This is a genomic window from Trinickia sp., from assembly GCF_057351765.1.
In genome coordinates, this window is sequence record NZ_JBMRBK010000076.1 from 43,961 (window position 1) to 61,552 (window position 17,592).

General features: G+C 64.1%; 13 protein-coding genes. 8 read left to right on the plus strand and 5 right to left on the minus strand.

Going from position 1 to position 17,592, the window contains the following annotated elements:
- Window positions 1–13 precede the first annotated feature (13 nt).
- Window positions 14–2,023, minus strand: coding sequence for a hydantoinase B/oxoprolinase family protein (locus ACO1XS_RS21420; RefSeq protein ID WP_486391656.1), 2,010 nt, complete (start codon window positions 2,021–2,023; stop codon window positions 14–16).
- Between the two features lie 29 nt (window positions 2,024–2,052).
- Entirely contained in the window at window positions 2,053–4,092 is a 2,040-nt protein-coding gene (locus tag ACO1XS_RS21425; RefSeq protein WP_331568339.1) for a hydantoinase/oxoprolinase family protein, read from the minus strand.
- Window positions 4,093–4,257: 165 nt separating this feature from the next.
- Here ACO1XS_RS21425 and ACO1XS_RS21430 point away from each other — a divergent pair, with 165 nt between their 5' ends.
- The gene (locus tag ACO1XS_RS21430; RefSeq protein ID WP_331568338.1) at window positions 4,258–5,001 is read left to right on the plus strand and encodes an IclR family transcriptional regulator; all 744 of its coding nucleotides are present in this window, start codon (window positions 4,258–4,260) and stop codon (window positions 4,999–5,001) included.
- 65 nt (window positions 5,002–5,066) lie between these two features.
- Here ACO1XS_RS21430 and ACO1XS_RS21435 read toward each other — a convergent pair whose 3' ends face one another.
- Complete coding sequence (locus ACO1XS_RS21435; protein WP_331568337.1) at window positions 5,067–5,951, minus strand: LysR substrate-binding domain-containing protein; 885 nt, start codon at window positions 5,949–5,951, stop codon at window positions 5,067–5,069.
- 148 nt (window positions 5,952–6,099) lie between these two features.
- Here ACO1XS_RS21435 and ACO1XS_RS21440 point away from each other — a divergent pair, with 148 nt between their 5' ends.
- The 6 genes from ACO1XS_RS21440 to ACO1XS_RS21465 all read left to right on the plus strand — a co-directional run bounded on the left by ACO1XS_RS21440 (window position 6,100) and on the right by ACO1XS_RS21465 (window position 13,112).
- Window positions 6,100–7,578, plus strand: a complete 1,479-nt coding sequence (locus ACO1XS_RS21440) for an aldehyde dehydrogenase family protein (RefSeq protein WP_331568336.1) — start codon at window positions 6,100–6,102, stop codon at window positions 7,576–7,578.
- Between the two features lie 36 nt (window positions 7,579–7,614).
- On the plus strand, window positions 7,615–8,283 hold the full coding sequence (locus ACO1XS_RS21445) for a haloacid dehalogenase type II (RefSeq protein ID WP_331568335.1): 669 nt from the start codon (window positions 7,615–7,617) through the stop codon (window positions 8,281–8,283).
- Window positions 8,280–9,554 carry an NAD(P)/FAD-dependent oxidoreductase gene (locus ACO1XS_RS21450; protein ID WP_331568334.1) on the plus strand — a complete coding sequence of 425 codons (1,275 nt, stop codon included), beginning with the start codon at window positions 8,280–8,282 and terminating at the stop codon, window positions 9,552–9,554. Before ACO1XS_RS21445 ends, ACO1XS_RS21450 begins: the two co-directional genes overlap by 4 nt.
- A 98-nt stretch (window positions 9,555–9,652) precedes the next feature.
- A complete protein-coding gene (locus tag ACO1XS_RS21455) occupies window positions 9,653–10,603 on the plus strand; it encodes an ABC transporter permease (protein WP_331568333.1) in 951 nt (316 codons plus the stop codon).
- 4 nt (window positions 10,604–10,607) lie between these two features.
- The gene (locus ACO1XS_RS21460; protein WP_331568332.1) at window positions 10,608–11,459 is read left to right on the plus strand and encodes an ABC transporter permease; all 852 of its coding nucleotides are present in this window, start codon (window positions 10,608–10,610) and stop codon (window positions 11,457–11,459) included.
- A gap of 3 nt (window positions 11,460–11,462) precedes the next feature.
- Window positions 11,463–13,112, plus strand: a complete 1,650-nt coding sequence (locus ACO1XS_RS21465) for an ABC transporter ATP-binding protein (RefSeq protein WP_331568331.1) — start codon at window positions 11,463–11,465, stop codon at window positions 13,110–13,112.
- 81 nt (window positions 13,113–13,193) lie between these two features.
- On the opposite strand, the gene ACO1XS_RS21470 is transcribed toward ACO1XS_RS21465, so the two are convergent.
- Window positions 13,194–14,720, minus strand: a complete 1,527-nt coding sequence (locus ACO1XS_RS21470; protein WP_331568330.1) for an ABC transporter substrate-binding protein — start codon at window positions 14,718–14,720, stop codon at window positions 13,194–13,196.
- Between the two features lie 408 nt (window positions 14,721–15,128).
- Between ACO1XS_RS21470 and ACO1XS_RS21475 the strand changes: the two genes are divergently transcribed.
- The gene (locus ACO1XS_RS21475; RefSeq protein ID WP_414720197.1) at window positions 15,129–16,502 is read left to right on the plus strand and encodes an NAD(P)/FAD-dependent oxidoreductase; all 1,374 of its coding nucleotides are present in this window, start codon (window positions 15,129–15,131) and stop codon (window positions 16,500–16,502) included.
- Between the two features lie 170 nt (window positions 16,503–16,672).
- On the opposite strand, the gene ACO1XS_RS21480 is transcribed toward ACO1XS_RS21475, so the two are convergent.
- Window positions 16,673–17,590: a dihydrodipicolinate synthase family protein gene (locus tag ACO1XS_RS21480; RefSeq protein WP_331568328.1), complete on the minus strand. Its 918-nt coding sequence runs from the start codon at window positions 17,588–17,590 to the stop codon at window positions 16,673–16,675.
- Window positions 17,591–17,592 lie beyond the last annotated feature (2 nt).

Sequence of the window (17,592 nt, forward strand, 5' to 3'; positions counted from 1 at the left end):
TCGGCGAGGGGCGTCAGGCCGCGCGCTGTGCCTCGATCAGTTGCGGATACTTGGCCGCGACTTCGGCGAAGATCTCGCCGATCGCCTGACCGCCCGGCTGCAGACGGCCGTCGGCTTCCCATGCATCGAATGTGTCGAAGATTTTGTGCTTGAGGAAGTGACGCCATACCACCGGCACCGCCGCGAGGATCTCCGTCAGCACCGCGTAGCGTTCGCGGGTCCAGCGCGCCTCGTAGGCCGTGCGCGCCGCTCCGTAATCGAAGTGCCCGACGGGGCCGGCGGGCGCTTCGGCCGCGAGCGCGGCGCGTTTCGCCTGGGTCTTGTCCGCATCCACTTCGCCGGCGTTCAGCACCACGCCGTACAGCGTCAGCGCATCGGCTTCGCTCAAGTAGCCGCGCAGAACATCGGTGGCGACCCTCTGCGGATCGCGCTCGTACGGATTTCCGTAACCGCCGCCGCCGCAGCCTTCCAGGCGGATCACGTCACCGGGGCCGCACACGACGAGATCGGTGACGCCGAGATCTTCCGCGCGCTCGGTGTCCGGATTGCGCGTGAAGCGCGAATTCGATCCCGCCTTGCCGCCCAGCACGCCCCATGACGCGAAGCGCGAACGGTCGCGATTGCGTGCCGTGACCAGCGTGCCGGGCGAGAACACCCGGAATTCCATGACCGTGCCAAGGCCACCGCGATAGCGTCCCGCGCCCGCGCTGCCCGGCACCATGCCGTACTTGAGGATGCGGATCGGCACTTCGGCTTCGTTGATCTCGACCGGGGTGTTGCGCAGAAACGCGACGTTCGCTCCCGATGCGTCAGAACCGTCCGCGCTGATCATGCCGCCTGCGCCGCCGCCCACCGGACCGATGGCGGCGATCACGGTACGGCCGTCGCTATCGACCGTGCGCACGTTGAGAATCGACATGCCGCCCGCTGGGCACGCGGGCAGGCGCTCGGGGCAGACCATCGAGAACGCGCCGAAGGTGACGTTCTGCGCGACCTTGCAGGTCAGACTGCGCATGCCGACCGCAGCGGGCGGCACGCAGTTCATGATCGTGCCTTCCGGCAGCACGCAGCGCGCGACCTTCAGCATGCCCGCGTTCAGCAGCAGATCGGGATGCAGCGAATAGAGCACGTAGTTCAGCCCGACGAGGGCGAGCACGTGCCGCTCCTTGCCGCCGGTCGGCATGTTCAGCGACGAATTGAGCTGCGGATCGCTGCCCGTGAAGTCGAGCACGAGCGATTCGCCTTCGACCTTCAGGTTGAGCGCGACGCGTAGCGGCTTGCCGTTGACCGAATCCTCGTCCGCGTATTCGGCGAAGAAGTATTCGCCGTCGGGCATGGCGGCGACGATCGCGCGCGCCTGTTCCTCCGAGTAGTCGATCATCGCGTGCATGCCCGCCTTGAAGTCGTCGACGCCGAAGCGTTCGATGATCTCCAGCACGCGCCGCTCGCCGGTCATCAGCATCGCGATCTGCGCCTTCAGGTCGCCGCGATTCTGCTCGGGGGCGCGCACGTTGATTGCCATGTGATCGAGCAGCGTTTCGTCGAGCACGCCGGCACGCATGATCTTGGTCGGCGCCCAGCGGATGCCTTCCTGATAGATCTCGGTGAGCGTGCGCGACAGCGAGGCTGGCACCGCGCCGCCCATGTCGGTGTTGTGAATATGGCCGCCCACGTAGCAGACGATCTCGCCGTTGTAGAACACCGGCTTCCACATCATGACGTCGGGCGTATGCGTGGCGACGTAGCCGCTATAGGCATCGTTGGTCATGCCGATGTCGCCGGGTTCGTAGTGATCGATCGCCTCGATCACCGAGCCGAAGTCGAGGCCCGGATACCAGGTTGCGCCGAGCGTCTTCGGCGACGCGAAGGTGAGGCCTTCCGGCGTCATGATCGTGCAGGAGAAATCCTCGGTTTCCTTGACGAAGGCCGAATGCGCTGTGCGCATCAGCGTATGCGCCATGCTTTCGGCGGCCGCCACGCAATAATTGGCGAAAATCTGCAGAACGGATCGGTCGAATGTCATTGTCTCAGTCCTTCGAAAGTCATCTGCGCTCACTGCAGCGACAGCAGCAGGTTGCCGTATTCGTCGACGACGGCTTCGCAGCCGGGCAGCACGCAGGTCGTCGTATCGTCCTGCGCGATGATCGCGGGGCCGTCGAAACGGTGGCCCGCCAGCAGCGCCGAGCGGTGATAGAGCGGCACGGTGCGCCATGCGTCGTCCAGGTAGACGTCGATCATCGCCTCGACGGGCGGTGCGCCTTCGCCCACGGCGATCTTCGGCATTTCGGGCTTCGGCGTGGGCAGGCTGATCACGAGGCGCAGGGCCACGACCTGCACGGGCGACGCGGCATCGCTGTGGCCGTACAGGCGGTGATGTTCGCGATGGAATGCGTCGGCGATGGTCGCCATGTCGCCGTTGCGGATCGATTGCGGGTCGAGCGGCGTGTCGACTTCGAACGACTGGCCGCGGTAGCGCATGTCGGCCGACACCGACATCTCGGCGCCCTTGTCCGAGCCGGTCTCGCTGACGATCCAGTCGCGCGCCTGCTTTTCGAGCGTGGTGAGATCGACGGACAGTTTGTCGAGCGAGGCGGCGTCGAGCGGGTAGTAGGTGGTGCGCACGAAGTCGTTTTTCGTGTCGGCGATCAGGCCGCCCAGCGCGCTCAGCACGCCCGGCGTGGTGGGCACGACGAGATGCTTCATGTTCAGCGCGCGGGCGAGGAAACCGCCGAGCATCGGCCCGGCGCCACCGAACGGCATCAGCGAGAACGTGCGCGGATCGATGCCGAAGCGCGACACGATGCGGCTGACGCCGCCGTACATGCCGGACACGGCGACATCGATGATCGCCGCGGCGGTCCGATGCACATCCAGCCCGAGGCGCTGGGCGAGCGGCTCGATCGCGCGGCGGCTCGCGTCGACGTCGACCTTCACCGCGTTATAGCCGAGCGACGCGCGGCCGAGCACGCCGATCGCTGCGAACGCGTCGGTGATGGTAGGGCGCGTGCCGCCGCGGCCATAGCACACCGGGCCAGGATTCGAGCCGGCGCTCTCGGGGCCGACCTTCAGCACGCCGAAATCGTCTACCCAGGCGATCGAGCCGCCGCCGTCGCCGATCGACGACACGGATACCGACGGAATGTGAATCTGGAAGTCGCCGATGTATTCGCCGGTGGCGTACTGCGGCTTGCCATCGACGATCAGCGCGACATCCGCGGTCGTGCCGCCGATGTCCAGGCTCATGCAGTCCTTGATCTTGCAGATGCCGGCCAGATACGACGCGCCGATCACGCCGGCGGCGGTGCCCGACAGGATCATTTGCACGCAGTTGCTCTTGCCGTTTTCGGCGCTCATCACGCCGCCGTTGGACTTGGTTACCTTGAGATCCGCGCCGACGCCGCTCTCGGCGAGCGCGGCCTGCAGGCGCGAGAGGTATTGCGAGACACGCGGCTGCACATAGCCGCCGATCGTGGCGGTGACGGTGCGCTCGTATTCACGGATGATCGGCCACACTTCGTGCGAGCACGACACGAAGAATCCGGGCGCGGCCTTTTCGATGATCGCCTTGACCTGCTGCTCGTGCGCGGGGTTGCGGTACGAATGCAGCAGCGAGATGACCACGCCTTCGCATTGTGCCGCCCGTAGCGCGGCGAGCGCGGCCAGCACGCTGGCTTCGTCGATGGGTGTTTCCTCAGTGCCGTCCGGACGCATGCGGCCATCGACGCCGATCACGCGGTCGCGCGTGACGAGCGGATCCGGGCGGCGCGACATCAGGTGATACATGTCGGGGATCTTCAGGCGCGCGATGTCGAGCACGTCCTCGAAATGGCGTGTCGTGATGAGCGCGAGGCGCAGGCCCTTGCGCATCACCACCGCGTTCACGCCAACGGTCGTGCCGTGCGTGAAGTAGGTGACGTCGCGCGGGTCGATGCCGAAACGCTCGCGCAAGCCTTGCATGCCGTCGATCACTTCGCTGCCCGGCGAGTCCGGCCGCGAAAAAACCTTCAGTGTGCGCGTGGTCCGCGTCTCGTCGTCCAGCACGGCGAAGTCCGTGAACGATCCACCGATGTCTACTCCGATTCTCAAGCCCATTGCCTTCCTCTGCGTTTCTCTAGGTAAGCCTTGCGACGCTCGCGCGTCTGCGGATTGGCCGTTGCATTCGCTCTTGCTGTGTGCCACAATACGGCACGCCGTGCTTCAATGTGGTACGAGTTGGCAAGTTAGCATGCGCGCTTGTCGATCGCAAGGAATCAAAAGATGAACAGCCTCCTGAAGAGCATCGAGATCATCGAGACCATCTCGCAGCATCAGCCGATCGGAGTCAGCGAACTCTCGAAGCTGCTGAACATGCCGAAGTCGAGCGTGCAGCGCGTGTTGATGACGTTTCAGGAAGCGGGCTGGCTGCGTCAGGCCGGCAGCGAAGTGACGCGCTGGGAGATCGGCGCGCGGGTAGTGGGCGTGCGGCCCAGCGCATTGAAGGGCGGCGCATTGCAGAAAGCCGCGCGCCAGCCGATGCAGGACCTGTGCGACCTCGTCAACGAAACCGTTCATCTCTCGATCCCGGACGGCACCACGGCGATGGTTCTCATCGAGGAAACCGAGTGCAAGCAGCACGTCCGTACGGCGTACTCCATCGGAAACGTGTCGCCGTTCCATGCGACCGCCAACGGCCTAGCGATCCTCGCGCACATGACCGGGGACCAGATCGACACGATCCTCGGGCGCGATCTGCCGAAGTACGGCGAGCACACCATCAACGATCCCGCGCTGATCCGCAAAGAGCTCGAGCGCGTTCGCACGCGCGGCTATTCCGTCAATCTAGGCCAGTACCGCCACCAGATCTATGCCATCGGTGCGCCGATCTTCGACGGGAACGGCGTCGCGGTGGCAAGCGTGTGCTTTTCGATGCCCGGCTCGCGCTTCGAAGCGGACCGGATCGAGGAATGGGGGCGTGCGGTCAGGAATACAGCCGACGAAATCAGCGGCGCGAGCGTCGGCTAAGCACCGGCGCTGCGAGAGCGGGCGGCGGTGCTGCCCGCGCGGCAGACCGGTCCTGCAGCACGCCGTCAGCCGCTGCTTTCCCTGAACGCGTCGGCGAAGGACTTCGCCAGCATGTTCATGGGAATGTTGAGCGGATAGACGACGTAAGTGGAGAACTCGATGCGCTTCGAGAACGGCAGGATGGCGAGCTGGCTCGCGTATTCGCGCGCGACCAGTTGATTCATGACGCTCACGCCCAAACCGCACGCAACCATCCGGCAGATCGCCGCGGCGAAATGCGATTCGTAGGCGAGGATGCGCTTGTCTTCGCCGTCGATTTGACAGGCGTCGTCGATCCGCTTGCGCATCACGTCGCTCGATTTGAGCGACAGAAAGCGTTCGCCGACGAGGTCCGCCGGCGTGACCGTGCCACCGCGCTCGGCGAGCCGGTGATCGCTCGGCACGATGCACACCCCCCGGCTCTTGCGCGCCACCTCCGACGCGACACTCGTTCCGTTGAAGATCTCGGAGGCGATGCCGACATCGGCATAGCCGGTTGCGAGCCACTGGCACACGGTCAGCGAATCGGCGACCTGCAACGTGACGTCGACATCGGGATAACGCTGCGCGAAAACGTGAATGGCATCCGGTACGGCGACGATCGCCATGGATGGCACGGCCGCGACACGCAGACGGCCGCTGCCGCGTTTTCGAATGGATTCGGCTTTTTCCTCGAGCCCGCGCAGACTCGCGAACGTATGTTCGACGTCGCGGAAGAACACCTGGCCTTCGAGCGTGGGCATCAGCTTGCCGATCTGGCGTTCGAACAGCTTGATGCCGAGACGCCGTTCCAGTTGGCCGATGACACGGCTGATGTTCGATTGCGACGTGTGCAGATCTTTTGCGGCCTGCGTCATCGAACCCGACAACATGACCGCGCGAAAGGCCTGAACTTCGCGAAAATTCAGCATCGGGCGGGCCATATCAAAAATGTATGGCCTACGATTATATGCGTATTTGTCAAAGAAAATTGTCGTTCTTACACTCGCCGTAACTTGATGAAACGCCGATATGACACGCGCACAGCGGCGCTCATCCCATGGACATGACCGGGTCCCTATGAACGACATGAAGGGCGACACTTCACCTCACATCCCGGTTCCAAGCGGACACTTCATTGGCGGCAAACGCGTCGATGGCCGTGAGGAGCTGGAGGTCCTGCGCCCCTCCGATGGTGGCGTGATGGGCACGCTGCCCGACGCCTCCGACGATCTCGTCGATCAGGCCGTGTGCGATGCCCACCGCAGCTGGCTCGCAAGCGGCTGGGGCACGCGTGCGCCGCGCGAGCGCGCCCGCGTGCTGTCGCGCTGGGCCGACCTGATCGACGCGAACGCGGATTCTCTCGGGCGTCTCGAGGCGATCGGCTCGACCCGGCCCATTGCTGAAGCGCGCGCCTTCGATGTGCCGTTCACCGCGGAGTGCATCCGCTTCTTCGCTGAGTGCGCCGACAAGTTCGGCGGCGACGCAGTGCCGACGACGCACCACAGCCTGGGCCTCGTCCTGCCGGAGCCGTATGGCGTGGTGGCGGCCATCGCGCCGTGGAATTTCCCGCTTTCGATGGCTTCGTGGAAATGCGCGCCCGCGCTCGCGGCCGGCAACGCGATGGTGCTCAAGCCGTCCGAGCTGACGCCTTATTCGGTGATGCGTCTCGCCGAACTCGCGATCGAAGCGGGCTTGCCGGCGGGGGTGTTCAACATCGTGCAGGGCCGCGGTGCCGGCGCGGGCGCGGCGCTCGTGAGGCATCCGCTCGTCGGCAAGGTGTCGTTCACCGGTTCGACCCGCACGGGCGCCGCGATCATGAGCGAGGCGGCGCATCACGGCACGAAGCCGGTCACGCTCGAACTCGGCGGCAAGAGCCCACAAGTGGTGTTCGACGACGCCGGCGACATCGACGCGGTCGCCGGCCGCGTCGTGCGCGGGTTCACGTCGAATGCGGGGCAGGCCTGTGTGTCCGGCACGCGGCTGATCGCGCAGCGCGGCATCGCCGGGCCGTTGATCGAAGCGATCATCGCGAAGATCGACGCGCTGCGGCCAGGACCGACCTGGCGTGAACCGAGTTGCTTTCCGCCTATCATCAACGGGCAGCAGGCCCGCAACATCCACGCGGCGGTCAGGCAGACCATGGACGAAGGCGCAAGCGCGCTGTGCGGCGCCGATTTCTTCGAGCACGACAGCGAGGGTTATTACTACCGTCCGACGCTGCTCGCCGACGTGACGAGTCGGTCGCTCGCGGTGCGCGAAGAAATCTTCGGCCCGGTGTTGACCGTGCAGACCTTCGACGACGAAGAGGAAGCCCTCGCGCTCGCCGATCACGCCAGCTACGGCCTGGCGGCGGCCGTCCATACGCTCGACCTCGGCCGGGCGCTGCGGGCGACGCGCCGCATCCAGGCGGGCACCGTGTGGGTGAACCGTTTCGGCCGCACCTGGGACTTCATCATCCCGACCGGCGGTTTCAAGGGATCGGGCATGGGCAAGGATCTGGGCCGCCAAGCCTTCGAAGGCAGTCTTCGCTACAAGTCGGTACTCATCGATTTCTAATTCCGGGCGACGCGCCCCAATTGCCGAGGAAATAACATGTCGTTGTTCAAGCCCAAGTACATCACCTTCGATTGCTACGGCACGCTGATCTACTTCGAGATGGCGCCGGCCGCGAGCGCGCTCTATGAGGACCGTGTGCCTGCCGCGCGCATGCGCGCGTTCACCGACGCCTTCGCCGCTTACCGTCTGGACGAAGTGTTGGGTGCGTGGAAGCCGTACGAACAGGTGGTCGACAACGCCATCCGCCGTACCTGCAAACGCTTTGGCGTCGAATATCGGGAAGGCGACGGCAAGGCCATCTACGATCAGGTGCCGGGCTGGGGGCCGCACCCGGACGTGCCCACCGGTCTCGCCAAGGTCGCGAAGGAATTCCCGCTGGTCGGCCTGACGAATGCGTCGAACGTGCAGATTCCTCACAACATAGCGCGCATGGGCGCGCCGTTCCATGCGGTCTACACGGCCGAACAGGCGCAGGCGTACAAACCGCAGATGAAGGCGTTCGAGTATCTGCTCGACCAGTTGAACTGCGGTCCGGAAGACATCCTGCACGTGTCGTCGAGCTTCCGCTACGACTTGATGACCGCGCACGACATGGGCATCAGGAACAAGGTGTGGGTCAACCGCGGCCACGAGCCGGCCAATCCGTTTTACGGCTATACGGAAATCAAGGATATCGGTGGTCTTGCCGCCGTCGTCGGGCTATGAGACTCGAATCTTTCTGGCTGGCAACAGCGCCGCGCTTCGAGGCCGGCGCGACCGGCGACCTGCCGGCGCGTGCGGACGTCGTGGTGATCGGCGGCGGCTTCACGGGGCTGTCGGCGGCGCTGTCGCTCGCGCGCAAGGGCGTCGACGTGGTGCTGCTCGAAGCGTCGCGCATCCACGGCGAAGCCTCGGGCCGCAACGGCGGACATTGCAGCCCGGGCACCTCGCAGAGCCTGCCGGATCTGATCGGGCGCTACGGCGAGCAGCTTGCGAAGCAGTATTATCAGACCTACACCGACGCGGTCGATTACGTCGAGCAACTGGTCAGCCGCGAACAGATCGATTGCAGCTTCGTTCGTCACGGCAAGCTCAAGCTCGCCAGCAAGCCGAGCCATATGGCCGGCATCGCGCGCAACCACGAAGCGTTGCGCAAGCATCTGCTTTCGGATGTCGAATTGCTGTCGGCCAGCGACGTGCGCCGCGAGATCGCCTCGGATGCGTTTCATGGCGGCATGCTCGATCGGCGTGGCGGCCAGATGCACATGGGCCGCTTCGGCACCGGACTGGCGACGGCGGCGGCACGTCACGGCGCGCGCGTCTTCGAGCATGCGGCGGTCACGAAGCTCGTCCCGCTCGGCGGAGACCGGCACCGCATCGTGACGGCGAAAGGCGAGATCGAGGCAGGACGAGTGCTGCTCGCCACCGGCTGCTCGAATCATGGGCCGTTTGGCTGGTGGCAACGCCGCATCGTGCCGGTCGGCAGTTTCGTGATCGTCACGGAACCGATTCCGCAACTGCTCGACCGCGCGCTGCCCAACCGCCGCAACTACGTGACGAGCCTGAACTTCGGCAACTACTTCCGGACGACGGACGACGACCGGCTGGTGTGGGGCGGCCGCGCACAATTCGCGCGCAGCAATCCCGCTTCGGACCGCAAGAGCGGACGGATTCTGAAAGAGTCGCTGGACAAGCTGCTGCCGGATTTCCGCGACGTGCGCATCGAGTATTGCTGGGGCGGCCTCGTCGAGGCGACCGCGGATCGTCTGCCGTCGGCGGGCAAGCACGAGGGGCTTTATTATTCGGTTGCCTACAGCGGACACGGCACGCAGATGTCGACCTACATGGGCGACGTGATGGCCGATATCGTGATGGGCGGCGCGCGCGCCAATCCGTGGGCGCGTGAGGACTGGAAGGCCTTGCCGGGCTACGCGGGGCGCGAATGGTTCCTGCCCCTGGTGGGCGCGTATTTCCGCTTCAAGGACGCGATCTCATGATGCCCTGACAGCGGAGCGGTTGTTTCGAGCGCGATCCGGTCCGGCGTCTCGCAAAGCCGGACCGGCGCACCTGAATACCGAGGTTACCGAGGTGAAATATGAATCGCGTCGTGCTGCGCATGGTGAGCCGCCGCATCGCAATTGGTGCGCTCACGCTGTTTCTGGTTTCCGCGCTCGTCTTCTTCATGGCCAGCTTGCTGCCGGGCGACGCGGCCCAGATGGCGTTGGGCCAGTACGCCACGCCTGAAACGGTGGCGATGCTGCGCAAGGAGCTGGGGCTCGACGAACCGCTGCTGCTGCGCTTCTTCACGTGGCTCGGCGGGATGATGAGCGGCAACTTCGGGATTTCGTACGCGGCGCAAGTGCCGGTCAAAAGCATCGTGCTGGCGCGCATTCCGAATACGCTGATGCTGGCCGGCGCGGCGACCGCTACCTCGGTGCCGATCGCGCTGGTGCTCGGCATCGTCGCGGCGATGGTGCGCGGCACACTGCTCGACCGGGTGATCGGGGTCTTGACGATGTCGGTGGTCGCCGTCCCCGAATTCCTGCTCGCCACGCTCGCCGTGCTGCTGTTCGCGGTCAAGCTGCACTGGGTGTCGGCCGTGTCGGTCAATCCCGATGTGTCGAGCGTCGGCGAGTTCTTCAAGTCGTACAGTTTGCCGGTGCTGGTGCTGTGTTGCGTCGTGGTCGCGCAGATGGCGCGGATGACGCGCGCGGCGCTCGTCAACGAACTCGATGCGCCGTATGCGGAGATGACCGTGCTCAAGGGCCTGCGTCCGTCGCGCACCGTGTTGTGCCATGCGCTGCCCAACGCGATCGGACCGATCGTCAATGCGATGGCGCTGAGCCTATCGTATCTGCTCGGCGGCGTCATCATCGTCGAGGCGATCTTCTCCTACCCGGGGCTTGCCAGCACGCTGGTCGACGCGGTCAGCAACCGCGATCTGCCAATCGTCCAGTTCTGCGTGCTGTTCTTCAGCACCTGTTATCTGCTTCTGCTATTGCTTGCGGACATCGCTACGATCGTCTGCAACCCGAAATTGCGGTGACGCCATGACCTTCCTTCTTTCGCCGCGCCGGATCGGGCGCTTCTTCATGTCCCTGAGCGGGCTCGGCCGCATCGGTCTTTTCCTTTCGCTCGCGTGGGTCCTCATCGCCATTTTCGGTTCCTTCATCGCGCCTTACGGCATGATGGACATGAGCGGCGGGAAGGTGTTCGCATCGAGCAGTCTTGCATATCCGCTCGGCACCGACTTCCTGGGCCGCGACCTGCTGAGCCGCATTCTGTACGGCGCGCGCTATTCGATCGGGCTCGCGCTTGCCGCCACCGTCATCGCGAGCGTGAGCGGCACGCTGCTCGCGCTGGTGTCGACAGTGATCGGCAACTGGTTCGACGAGATCGTCTGCCGCATCGTCGATGCGTTACTCGTTACACCGAGCAAGATCCTCGCGCTGCTCGTCATCGCTATCTACGGTTCGGATCTGCGTGTGTTGGTGCTGACGGCTGGCGTCATTTACATGCCGGGCGCATTCCGTATCGCGCATTCTCAGGCGGTCGGCATCAATGCGATGGAATACGTCACGGTCGCGCGCCTGAACGGCGAAAGCGCCTTCCATATCGCATGCCGCGAGATCCTGCCCAACATGATTCATCCGATGCTGACCGACTTCGGCCTGCGTTTCGTCTACAACGTGCTGATGCTGAGCGGCCTGAGCTTCCTCGGCCTTGGCGTGCAGCCGCCGTATGCCGACTGGGGATCGCTTGTGCGCGAGAACCTCTCGGGTCTTTCTTTCGGTGCGCCGGCGGTGATCATGCCGGCGCTCGCGATCGCCACGCTGACGATCGGCGTCAACCTCCTGATCGACAGTCTGGCCGTGCGCAGGCGCGGCGGCGCACGGGGATAAGCCATGTCGACCGAATGTCTCGTAGAAGTTGCCAATCTGCAGGTCGTCGCACGTGGTGACGATGGCGCCGAAATACCGATCGTCAAAGACGTCAGCTTCTCGATCCGGCGCGGCGAAGTGCTCGCGCTGATCGGCGAATCCGGCTCGGGCAAAACGACGATTGCGCTGACGTTGCTCGGCTACGCTCGGCGTGGCTGCCGGATCGCTGGGGGGCGCGTCGGCGTCGGCGGAACGGATGTCCTGGCGGCGGCGCCTGCGGCATTGCGCGACCTTCGCGGCCGGCGGGTCGCCTATGTCGCGCAGAGCGCATCGGCGTCGTTCAACCCCGCGCTACGCGTCATCGATCAGGTGATCGAAGGCGTGTGCGTGCGCCGGCTGATGAGCCGCAAGGCCGCGCGAGAGAAGGCCGTCGGGCTCTTCCGCGCGCTCGCGCTGCCGTCGCCGGAGGCTATCGGCGAGCGTTATCCGCACCAGGTATCGGGCGGTCAGCTGCAACGGCTGATGGCGGCGATGGCGCTGATGTCGGACCCCGAAGTCGTGGTGTTCGACGAGCCGACCACGGCGCTCGACGTGACGACGCAGATCGAAGTGCTGCGCGCGTTCAAGCGTGCGATCGCACAGTTCCATATCAGCGCGGTGTATGTGTCGCACGACCTCGCGGTGGTGGCGCAGATTGCCGATCGCGTGCTCGTCCTGCGCAACGGGGAGATTCAGGAAGAGGGCGTGCTCGGACAGATCATCGATGCGCCTGCGCATCCATACACGCGCAGCCTGCTGGCCGCTGCCGAGCCGTCGTGCCGCCTGACAGAGGAAGACGCCGATCAGGCCGGAAAGCAACCGGCATTGCTCGAAATCAGCGATTTAATCGCCGGGTACGGCGAGCGCGACCGCGCGGGCATGCCGTCCGTGCGCGTCCTGGACGACATCAATCTGACGCTGCGGCGCGGCACCACGCTCGGTGTGATCGGCGAATCGGGCTCGGGCAAGTCGACGCTCGCCTATGTGATCGCGGGGATGCTTGCGCCGGCGCGGGGCGTTCTCCGTTTCGCCGGCAAGCCGTTGCCGGGTGAGCATGGCAAGCGCGATCGCGGTCTATATCGACGCATTCAATTGGTATTCCAGAACGCCGACAAGGTCCTCAATCCGGCGCAGGACATCCAGACGATTCTGTCGCGGCCGCTGCGGCATTTCGAACGCTGTGCGTCGAAGGAGGTGCCGGCGCGCGTCGCCCGTCTGCTCGACCTGGTGGAGCTGCCATCGTCGATTGCGCATCGACGTCCCGCCGAGCTCTCGGGCGGCCAGAAACAGCGCGTCAACTTGGCGCGCGCGCTGGCGGCCGATCCCGACCTGATCATCTGCGACGAAGTGACGTCGGCACTCGATACCGTGGTGGGCGCGGCCATCCTCGATCTGCTGGTCGAGCTGCGGCACGAGCTGAACATGTCATATCTGTTCATCAGCCACGATCTTTCGACCGTGCGCTCGATTTGCGACGACATCGTCGTGCTGTTCAAAGGCCAGAAGGTCGATGCGTGCAACCCCAGCACGCTGCTCACCCAGCCACGGCACCCGTATACATCGCTGCTGATTGATTCGGTGCCCGAGATGCGGGCCAACTGGTTGGAGGAAACGGCGTTGCGCGCGAAGGCCTGACGCCGCTGCAAAGCGCAAACTCCCAACGAAAAAATGCCGTTCAGCCTGGCGACTGAACGGCATTTTGCCTTGCCACGGAGTTCAGGCGCGCCAGACCGCTTCGGCGAACCGGTAGCCCATGTTCATGCCCGACGGATTCGATTGGTAGCCGCGCACCTTCTTCGAGACGCCGTCGAGGATGACGTCGAACACCGGAATCACGGTGCCGGCGCTTTCGTGCACCAGCGTCTGCATGTCGCCATAGATCGCCTTGCGCTTGTTGAAGTCGCCTTCCGCGCGCGCCGCACTGAGCAGTTGGTCGAGCTTCGGATTCTGCCAATGCGCTTCATTGGTCGGCGACTTCGAGGAATAGAACAGCTGGAAGATCATGCCGACGTTCGGCCGGTTGGAGATCGAGCCGTAGGTGATCGGGCGCTTGGTCCAGTAGGTTGACCAGTAGCCATCGGTCGGCACCTGACGTATGACGAAGTTGAAGCCCGCCTGTGCGCCGAAGCTTTGCAGGAACTGCGCGCCTTCCACGGCTGCCGCAATGCCCGGCTGGCAATAGATTTCCATCGACTTCCCCACGAGCCCGCCTTTTTTCAGATGGAACTTCGCCTTGTCGAGATCGAACTGGTGTTGGGGCAGGCCTTCGAGGTAGTACGGGTCCCACGGCGCGACCGGATGGTCGTTGGCGATCACGCCGTAGGTCTGCATCACGTCGTTCACCATGCGCTTGCGATCCTGGAGGCAGCGCGTGGCCGAGACGAAGTCTGGATTCCCGGTGATCGGGTGATCCTGGCGCAGGATCAGATCGGTGTAAATCGCGAGCTTGTTGGCCACCAACTGCACGTTGGCGTTGCTCTTCACCTGTGCGGCATAGCGGTGATCGACCAGCGAGCAAATGTCGATGTCGCCTGCCAGCACCGCGTTCACGCGCGCGCTGTTATCGGGCAAGCCGATGATCTCGACGGTATCGAGATGAGGCAGGCCCGACTTCCAGTAATTCGGATTGCGCTTGGCGGAGAATTTGCCGCCGGGCGTGAACGTGTCGACGATGAACGGACCTGTGCCCACCGGTTTCGCAAAATCCTTCGTGTTGTTCTTGACGATCAGGAAGTAGCTGCTGCCGAGCACGGAGGGCAGATCGAAGTTCGGCTGGTCGAGCACCAGCGTCAGTTCAGATTTGCCCGCGGCCTTGATCTCTTTGAAGCCGCTGGCGATCGCGAAGGCCTTCGATGCCGTGGCGGGGTCCTTGTGACGCGCGAGCGAATAGACGACGTCTTCACTGGTCAACTCGGCGCCATCGTGGAAATGCACGCCCTGCTTGAGACCAATGTGCCACGTCATGCCGTCGGTGCTCTCGAGCTTGTCGGCGAGCGCGTTGCTGGGCGTGAGCGTGCCGTTGAACTCGGTAAGCGCGTTGAACACGCAAAACTGCTTGGTCCAATCGCCCGAATGCCCGCCCTTGGCCGGATCGAGCGTGTCGGACATCGAACCGTTCTGCACCGCCATGCGCACGTTGCCGCCCTTGCGCGGCGCCTCGTCCGCCATCGCGATGCCCGGCAAGGCGGTTGCTGCGCCTGCCGCGGCGAACATCGCAAGGAAGTCTCTTCTGCTGGCTTTCATCGGGGTCGTCCTCTGGTCTCATCGTGATCAGCGGTCTTGCGTCAGGGAGATCGCGCTCGTCGCTACATTCGCTGATCCGGCCGCTAGTCGGTCCATTTTATTGATGGATCCGCTGCACATCCAAATACGCCATATTTGACCCCCCATCACTTTTTGATATGGGTACGCACCTAAACCCCTGGCTGTTTATTCGCGACATCTTCGAGGCACGTGTCGAGCCGCCCGCTGCACAGCGCTCACCATATCAAAAAAGCATGTCCTCCCAATACTTGCGAATTTGTCATGGCGGACGCTCCTTCTTAAACTTCGACGTCATCCGCATACCGACACGCGTATCAAAAGCGACGAAACAGCGACGAAACATCGCTTCTTTGCGTCGCTTTGTCGATCGAGACAACGATGTCGGCGATGTTCCTACTGCACGCTTTTTCCCTAAGACCCGGCCGAAAAGTGAGACAACCGTTATTGAAAATCAACACCGACGTGACGCTGCCGACGCACGTGGACGTCGCGGTGATCGGCGGCGGCGCGGCGGGCGTAGCGACGGCCTATGAACTGAACCGGCTCGGCAAGCACGTCGCGGTCTTCGAAAAAGGTCATGTCGCCGCGGAGCAGAGTAGCCGCAACTGGGGGTGGTGCCGAACGCTCGGGCGTGACATGCGCGAGCTGGCCGTGGCGAAACTGAGTGTGCAGCGCTGGACGGATCTCGCCGACGAGATCGGCGTCGACGTCGGGTTTCGCAAGACGGGGATCACTTTCGTCACGCGCAGCGAAGAGGAACTCGCCGGTTGGCATGCGTGGTGCGATTTTGCGCGCAGCAGCGGCGTCGCGGCGGAGATGCTGTCGCGCGAGCAAGCGAACAAGGTCTACGCCGATGGCTGCGCGCCGTGGATCGGCGGCGTGCGCACTTTCGACGACGGTTATGCCGATCCGTCTTGCGCGATTCCCCTGCTTGCACAGCGAGCTGCCGCGCAAGGGGTCGCGATTCTGCAGGACTGCGCGGTCAACGATCTGGTTTTCGAGGCGGGCCGCATCGCCGGCATAGAGACGGAGCGCGGACGCGTGCGCGCCGATGCGGTGGTGATTGCGGCAGGCGCATGGTCGTCGCTCTTCTGTCTGAAGCAGAAGATCGTGCTGCCGACGCTGAACGTCTATTCGTCGGCATCGAAATCGCACAGCGATATTCGTCTCGCCTTCAGTGGACCGCTGAAGGCGCCGGAATTCGCGCTGCGAGAGCGTGCCGATGGCGGCTACACCCTCGCGAAGAGCGGGCGGGGCACCGTGCACGTGGTGCCTAATGCGCTGCGCTACGGCATGCGTTTCAAAGGGCTGTATGCGAGCCGCCGCAACAGCATCAAGGTGCAATTCGGCGGCGAGTTCTTTCGGCAACTGTGGAGCGAGTTCAGCTATCTGCATCTCGGACGCTCACCGTTCGTGCGCAATCGCGTGCTCGATCCGGCGCCCGACCTGTCGCTGGTGCACTCCGCCTATGACGAGGCGCGCAAAGTATTTCCGCAGTTCGATCCGTCGAAAGTCGACATCGCGTGGGGCGGCGCCATCGACAATACGCCTGACGGCATTCCGGTCGTCTCCGAATGTAGTCAACATCCCGGCGTGTATCTGTGCACCGGCTTCAGCGGACACGGCTTCAGCAGCTCGCTCGGCGCCGCCCGCATGCTCGCTGAGGCAATCGCAACCGGTCAGGCTTCCGACGATCTGAAGCACATGTCGCATCGGCGCTTCATGACGGGCGAGACACTCGCCCCCAACATCATCTATTGACCAAGGCATCGGACAGGCGTCGCCCGGCCGGCGCACTGTCGACTCTAGTGTGGAAAGTCACTTCGGGAACACGTGCGGGTATGTCGGATTGGAAGTGTTCGGCGGTCTGATCGGTGTTTCCTTTTTCCATGGTAGCGGCGGCCTTTGAGGGCCGCCTGGCCGTCTTTCCCTTACCGGCCCCAGGACAGCACGAGCGGATCGAGCCGGCGAGCCGCGTCGAGCAGACCCGCGCGAACTTGCGGATGCAGCTCCGGCCAAGGCGAGCGTGGCTGGTCGCAGTCGATCACGCCGCCTTCCTTCATCAGCGCTTTCGCGGCCAGAAAGCCTGCCTGGCGGTTTTCATAGTTGATGAGGGGCAGCCAACGAGCGTATTGCGCAACTGCTTCGTCGCGTTGGCCCGCGAAGTAAGCGTCGATGATCTGGCGGATGCCGTCCGGGTAGCCTGCGCCCGTCATCGCGCCTGTAGCGCCCGCATCCAAGTCGGCAAGCAGCGTGATCCCTTCCTCGCCGTCCCAAGGTCCTTCGATCGCATCGCCGCCCAGCTCGACGAGCTCGCGCAGCTTCGAGGCCGCGCCGGCGGTCTCGATCTTGAAGTACGACACCGCTTCGATCTCGCGAGCCAGCTTGGCAAGAAACGGCGCAGACAATGTCGTGCCGCTGGCGGGCGCGTCTTGGATCATCAACGGTATGCCCAGCCCGGCCGTCGCTTCGCGGAAGAACGCCTGAATCTGCGCCTCGGGTACGCGGAACGTCGCGCCGTGATAGGGCGGCATCACCATCACCATAGCCGCACCGAGCGCTTGCGCATATCGGTTACGCTCGGCACAAATCCGCGCGCTGAAATGCGACGTCGTCACGATCACCGGTACCCGGGCGGCAACATGCTCGAGTGTCGTGCGCGTGATCAGATCACGTTCGTCATCGCCAAGCGCGAATTGTTCCGAATAGTTTGCGTGAATGCAGATTCCGTTCGAGCCTGCATCGATCATGAAATCGAGGCACCGGCGCTGACCGTCGAGGTCGAGTGCGCCGTCTTCCTTGAAGATCGTCGGCGCGACGGGAAACACACCTTGGTAACGTGCGCTCATGG